This window comes from Butyrivibrio sp. VCB2006, assembly GCF_000420945.1.
Classification (GTDB): Bacteria; Bacillota; Clostridia; order Lachnospirales; family Lachnospiraceae; genus Butyrivibrio.
This window is the reverse complement of sequence record NZ_ATVX01000006.1, coordinates 256054-262657: the sequence shown is the minus strand read 5'-3', so window position 1 is coordinate 262657 and position 6604 is coordinate 256054. Positions and strand designations below refer to the sequence as shown.

The following is a 6604-nucleotide window of genomic DNA, read 5'->3' as shown; positions in this document are numbered from 1 at the left end:
AGTATCAAAGTTGGGGATGGGGATCGCACTTATGATGACTTCGAATACAGAAAGAAAACGTGAACAGATGCAGTTTGTGAGCATGGATGACCTTGTTCCGCAGGACCATATGCTCAGGCTTATTGATAAGGCAATTGACTGGTCATTCATCTATGACCTTGTTGAAGATAAGTATTCTCCTGACATGGGCAGGCCAAGCATGGATCCTGTCACTCTTATTAAAATTCCATTCATTCAATACTTATACGGAATAAAAAGTATGCGCCAGACCATCAAGGAAATCGAGGTAAACGTTGCATACAGATGGTTCCTTGGTCTTGAACTCAATGAACCAGTCCCACATTTCACAACATTTGGAAAGAACTACACCAGACGTTTTAAGGATACCGATCTGTTTGAACAGATCTTTCAACGCATACTTGAAGACTGTTATCGCTTTAAACTTGTTGATCCTACCGCTGTGTTTGTTGATGCCACCCATGTTAAGGCAAGAGCCAACAACAGAAAGATGCAGCACAAGCTTGCCAAGCAGGAAGCTCTTTTCTATGAGGAAATGCTCCGAAAAGAGATAAATGAAGACAGGGCTGAACACGGCAAGAAACCACTGAAAGATAAAGATGATGATAACGATAAAGGTGCTGGTGGGCACGATGACTTCAGTGATTACACCGATGACACTCCTAAAGATACAAAGAAGGTAAGATGCAGCACTACTGATCCGGAAAGCGGATGGTTCAGAAAAGGTGAGCACAAGAATGTTTTTGCTTATGGTATTGAAACAGCTTGCGATAAGAACGGATGGATACTTGATTTCACAGTAAATCCAGGAAATGAGCATGACAGTCGTACTTTTAAAGGTCTTTACGACAAGATAAAGGATATCGGTGTTGAGACAATTGTTGCTGACGCAGGATATAAGACACCCGCTATAGCAAAGATGTTACTTGATGATGGCATCAAACCGCTTCTTCCCTACAAGAGACCAATGACTAAGAAAGGCTTCTTTAAGAAAAGTGATTATGCTTACGATGAATACAACGACTGCTATATATGTCCTAACAATCAGGTATTGAAGTATGCGACAACTAATCGTGATGGATATAGGGAATACAAGAGCTGTGGAGCAACATGTGAAAGCTGTCCATACCTTGAACAGTGCACACTTAGCAAGAACCATGTAAAGCTGGTAACCAGACATATATGGGAAGACTACATGGAAGAATGCGAGGATATAAGATACACCGAGGGAATGAAGGATCTGTATTCCCACAGAAAAGAAACAATCGAGAGGATTTTTGGAACAGCCAAGGAGAATCACGGATTCAGATATACTCAGATGTATGGTAAGGCGCGGATGGAGATGAAAGCGGCGCTTACCTTTGCGTGTATGAATCTGAAAAAACTGGCAAAGATCAAGCATGAATGGCGGTTAGAAATGGCCTGATAAAGGCTCTTTCTAACACGCTTATTATAAAAAGCAGTCTATAATGTTAAAAAATGGCTTTGAGAACAGCGTTCTCAAAGCCACTTTGTCTTCGGTCTGAAAGTCCACATAATTACTATGTGGGCTTTTTATATTTCGTTAAGAATTATAAAATAGTATTAATGAAATAACATTAGAAATTTGTCGAATTCTTACGTGGTTGTATATATGATAGGGGGATATTCATCATATGAAGAACTGGAAAACATGGCAAATTGCTCTGTTTATTGCAGCCTGTGTGTGCCTTAATGTGGTCGGAAGGCTTACATCTAATTACTTTGAACTTCCTTTATGGGCTGACAGCTTCGGTACTGCTTTGTGCGCTTATGCTGCCGGACCTATATGCGGTGCCATAGTCGGAGTCACGGGAAATTTGTCCTATAGTGCTATCAATTCGCTTTCTGCGGCTTATTCCATAACCAGCATAGTTATTGCTCTTATAATAGGCTACGCAGTTAAGAAAAGATGGTTCGATAGGTATTACGGCTTTATGAAAGCTGCATCTTTTGCAATTCTTGCAGCACTGGTAGTTTCTGTACCGGTGAATATTCTATTTGATAATGGTTATACAGGAAATAAATGGGGCAACGGAGTTGTGGACTTCCTTTTGGATAGGGATTGGCCTCCGTTTATATGCACTGTTTTGGGACAGCTTGCTCTTGAATTTGTTGATAAGATCATAACTGTTTTCCTCGTTTACATGATTATTAAGGTAAAAAGATGGAGAAGAGAACAGGAAGAAGATAAAAAAATGCATCATGGAAGTGCAGCAAAGACGGCAGCAAAAACAGCAATTGTACTTTGTCTTTCTATAGGCCTTTCCATGTGCCTTTTCATAAATGCTAAAGCCTCAGGTTCAACTGACGCAGATGCTCCTGATTATAACGATTATGTACAGACTATTTACAGCAGTAATAACGGTCTTCCTTGCGGTGAAGCCAATGACATAGCCCAGACCAATGATGGTATCCTCTGGATTGGTACATATGCCGGTTTGTACAGGTATAATGGCAGAGAATTCCGCTGGGTTGATGACTATGACTCTGTAAAAAACGTAAACTGCCTCTATGTGGATGAAGAGGGGCGATTGTGGATTGGTACCAACGACAATGGCTTATCTATTGCTATCAGAGAAAAAGTAGTAAATGTACTTGATGAGAAAAGCGGACTTTCTTCTGATTCTGTGCGTTCAATCATTCGTGCTACCGATGGATACTATTACATTGGTACTTCCGGAAGTATGCAGATCATCGCCATGAATAATGGCCTTAAAGTAGTTGATACTCTGGAAGAGGTTTATTATGCCGACAGCATTGCAGCCGATAATAATGGTCATGTCGCAGCTATAGCTTCTGACGGACATCTTTTCCTTCTGAAAAACGGAAAGATTAAATCCAATTTAAAACCAAGACAGGCTGATGAAGTCTTTAACTGCTGCGCTTTTGCTCCAGACGGAACTCTTATGGCCGGTTCTTCCAAGGACCATATTTTCAGCTATGACGTTTCCGGTGATGGCCTTATTCAAACTGATGTAATGACCTGTGAGGGCCTTGACTGCATTACTGATCTGACTTTCATTGACGATGAAACGATGTTTATTACATCAGATAGCGGCGTAGCCTATGTAAACAAGGTTGGCTATAACCTTCTTAATACCAATGAATTTAATAATTCCATCGACAATATGCTCTATGACTATCAGGGAAACCTTTGGTTTACATCCTCAAGATTAGGGCTTCTTCGTTTGGCTAAATCTCCATTCAGAGATATCTATGGAGCTATCGGCATGGAGAGAAAAGTAGTTAACACAATTGTTTCCTGGCGTGGAAATTACTATATCGGTACTGATAAGGGCCTGGATATAGTTGATAAAACCTGCCATAGACAGGTTAATAATGAGTTAACGACAGAACTTGAAGATAAACGTATAAGGTGTATGTATGTGGATGGTGATGATCATCTGTGGGTATGTACCTATGGTTCAGGACTTATTGAATACGCACCTAACGGTAAATCCTGGTTTTATAATGCAGATACAGGAAGCTTTGGAAACAGAGCTAGAGTAGTTACAGGTCTTTCCGATGGAACAATACTTGCAGCCGGAGATTCCGGAATTAGTTATATTAAGGATCATAAGGTTATCAAGACTATCCAAAATGATGAAGATACGATTAATTCCATGATTCTTACACTTACGGAAAGAAGTGACGGAACTATTCTTGCAGGAACTGACGGAGACGGAATTGCTGTGCTTAAGGATGGCAAGGTATCTGAAATGCTTACCCGTGAGGATGGTCTTAGCAGTAGTGTTATACTTCGTACGGTAAAAGACCCTAAGTCAGAGGGCGTATTTATCGTTACCAGTAACAGCCTTTGCTACCTGGATGAGAATGGTACTATAAAAGTTTTGGAAAAATTCCCCTATTTCAACAACTATGATATTTGGGTTAAGGATGAGGATACGCTATTTGTAATGTCCAGTGCCGGAATCTACGTTGTAGAAAGAGATGAGCTTGTTGAAGGTGGAGAGATTGCCTGGGAGCTTCTGGATGCTAGAAGAGGTCTTGGAACGTCTCTTACAGCTAACTCCTGGAACTACTATAACGGCAATGGTGAACTGCTTCTTCCTTGTGATACCGGTGTTTATTTGATTGATGTTGACAAATACAATAGTGATGTAAGGTCATACAGAATGCAGATTGCATCACTTAAACTTGATGGTGTTCAGCAGCCTATTGCCCGAAAGGGTGCAATTACCGTTGGCAGAGGAATAAGCCGTGTTGAAATGAGCCCCGAGATATTAAATTACACTATTCAGGAACCAAATGTAGGTTATTTACTTGAAGGTTATGATACTCAGTGGACCATTGTTCCTCAGAACAATCTAAATAATATCATCTATATTAACCTTCCCGCAGGTACCTATACTTTCCATCTGGCCATCTTTGACAGTGCAGGTGAAAAAGTTCTGGAAGAGCGCAAGTTTGATATCGTAAAAGTTGGAGAAATCTATGAGAATAAAGCCTTTTTGTTCTACATGCTTATTCTTTTATGTCTTATTCTGGTGTGGTTCACCTGGCTTGTTGTACAAAGACAGATAAATCAGCAGCAGATCAAGCTTAACATGGCTAATGAGACGGTAATGGCCATAGCAAACGCCGTCGATGCAAAAGACGTGCGTACTCACGAGCACTCCCAACGAGTGGCTGAGTATTCGGTACTTATAGCCGAGGAAATGAACTGCTTTAAGTGGTGGGAGAAAAAGAGAGCTCTATCCAGCCTTAAAAAAGCGGCTCAAATGCATGATATTGGTAAGATTGGAGTACCTGACAGTGTACTTAATAAGGTCGGACGACTTACCGATGAAGAGTACGGACAGATGAAGTCCCACGTAGTCAGAGGCGGAGATATTCTCAAGGATTTCACCTTGGTAGATCATGTTGAGGATGGAACCAGATATCACCATGAGAGATACGATGGAAAAGGATATCCTGATGGCCTTAAGGGCAAAGAAATTCCTCTGTTTGGACGAATTATCGGAGTGGCAGATGCTTTTGATGCCATGACTTCCAATCGTGTATACCGTAATCATATGGATACCAGCTACGTTATGAATGAGATCATCAGAGGCCGAGGCACTCAATTTGATCCTGACGCAGCAGATGCATTTATACGACTTGTTGGAAAAGGCGTAATTGATCTTGATAAGATCTATGCTGAAAAGACTGCAGAGCTTCAGAAGATGGATCAGGGTACTCAGGATGAGCTTACAAGACGCGTGGAAGAGGATAAGAAGATCCAGGAAAATCAGATGAAGGAAGACATAAAAGAATCTTCTAAGGAAGAGAAAGGAGCGGAGTCATGAAGAGATTATACATAACTACTGCTATAACTTGTCTTTTGGTTCTTGTGCTTTCTCTTGCCTGTTTCAGGTTGTTAAACCTTACCGGTGGTAAAGAGCATCTGACTGTGGGCTTTATTTATGATAATGACGAGAGCACTCCCTATACCTATAACTTTTCTCTTGCTAAGGACGCTATAGAAAAAGAATATGGCGATAAAGTTGATATTCTCACTTGCAGTAACGTTCTTGATGATGAGATGGAAGAGCCTCTTCGCAATCTTGCAGAGAAAGGCTGCGATATAATTTTCTTTAATGGATATAGCGATATGGTTGTTAAGCTTGCTCCTCAATATCCTGGTACTCAGTTCTGCCAGACTTCCTACATGGATATGAATGGCGTATTGGTTCCTGAAAACTATCATACATTCAAGGGCGAAGCTTATCAGGGAAGGTACGTAAGCGGAATAGCAGCAGGACTTAAGATAAAACAGATGATCTCTGAAGAAATTATAACTCAGGACCAGGCACTGGTTGGTTTTGTTGCAGCTTTCCCTACATCAGAAGTCATATCCGGATATACTGCCTTTATTCTTGGAGTCCGCTCAGTTGTTCCAAGTGCGACTATGAGCGTATGCTATACCAATACCTGGAGTAGCTACGCTCAGGAAAAAGCAGCAGCTATGGACCTTATAGATAAAGGCTGTGTTATTATTTCGCAGCATACAGATACTATCGGTCCAGCCATAGCCTGTGAGGAAACGTCGGAAAAAAGACCTGTCTATTTTGTAGGATATAACCAAAGCATGTCGGAAGTAGCCCCGGCATCTTCCCTTGTAACTTCAAGAATATGTTGGGAGCCATATATATTGGCTGCAGTTAAAGCAGTTATAAACAATAAGGATATTGAAGACATTGTACAAGGAAATAAAAATGGTTCAGATACTTCTGCCGGTTTTAATTATGGCTGGGTTGAGATGGATGACTTAAATCTTCAGGTTGCGGCCCCCGGAACTCAGGGTGCCATGGATAAAGCCATTAATATGCTAAAACGAGGCAAAGTGGACTTTGTTTTTAAGGGTAACTATATAGGGACAGATCCAGATAACCCAGAGGATACCTATAATCTTGTTGATGGCTATGTTGAGAACGAGAATACTTCGTATCCGTTGTTTCACTATATTATCTCTGATATCATTACTATAGTGGAAGATGAGCAGTGAAATGAAATTGTGAGACAAAGAAATATTATTATTTTGAAATTTTATTGCCACATTTTT

3 protein-coding genes are annotated in these 6604 nt (G+C 40.7%); all 3 read left to right on the top strand.

All coding sequences use genetic code 11. From position 1 onward, the window contains the following. The first annotated feature begins 31 nt into the window (after positions 1-31). The 3 genes from G613_RS0108390 (at position 32) to G613_RS0108380 (ending at position 6547) form a co-directional block, all read left to right on the top strand. On the top strand, positions 32-1444 hold the full coding sequence (locus G613_RS0108390) for an IS1182 family transposase (RefSeq protein ID WP_155828052.1): 1413 nt from the start codon (positions 32-34) through the stop codon (positions 1442-1444). A gap of 229 nt (positions 1445-1673) precedes the next feature. After that, positions 1674-5348, top strand: coding sequence for an HD domain-containing phosphohydrolase (locus tag G613_RS0108385; protein WP_029232243.1), 3675 nt, complete (start codon positions 1674-1676; stop codon positions 5346-5348). Continuing rightward, the gene (locus G613_RS0108380) at positions 5345-6547 is read left to right on the top strand and encodes a BMP family ABC transporter substrate-binding protein (RefSeq protein WP_029232242.1); all 1203 of its coding nucleotides are present in this window, start codon (positions 5345-5347) and stop codon (positions 6545-6547) included. The genes G613_RS0108385 and G613_RS0108380 overlap by 4 nt, the downstream gene beginning before the upstream one ends. The last annotated feature ends 57 nt before the right edge of the window (positions 6548-6604 follow it).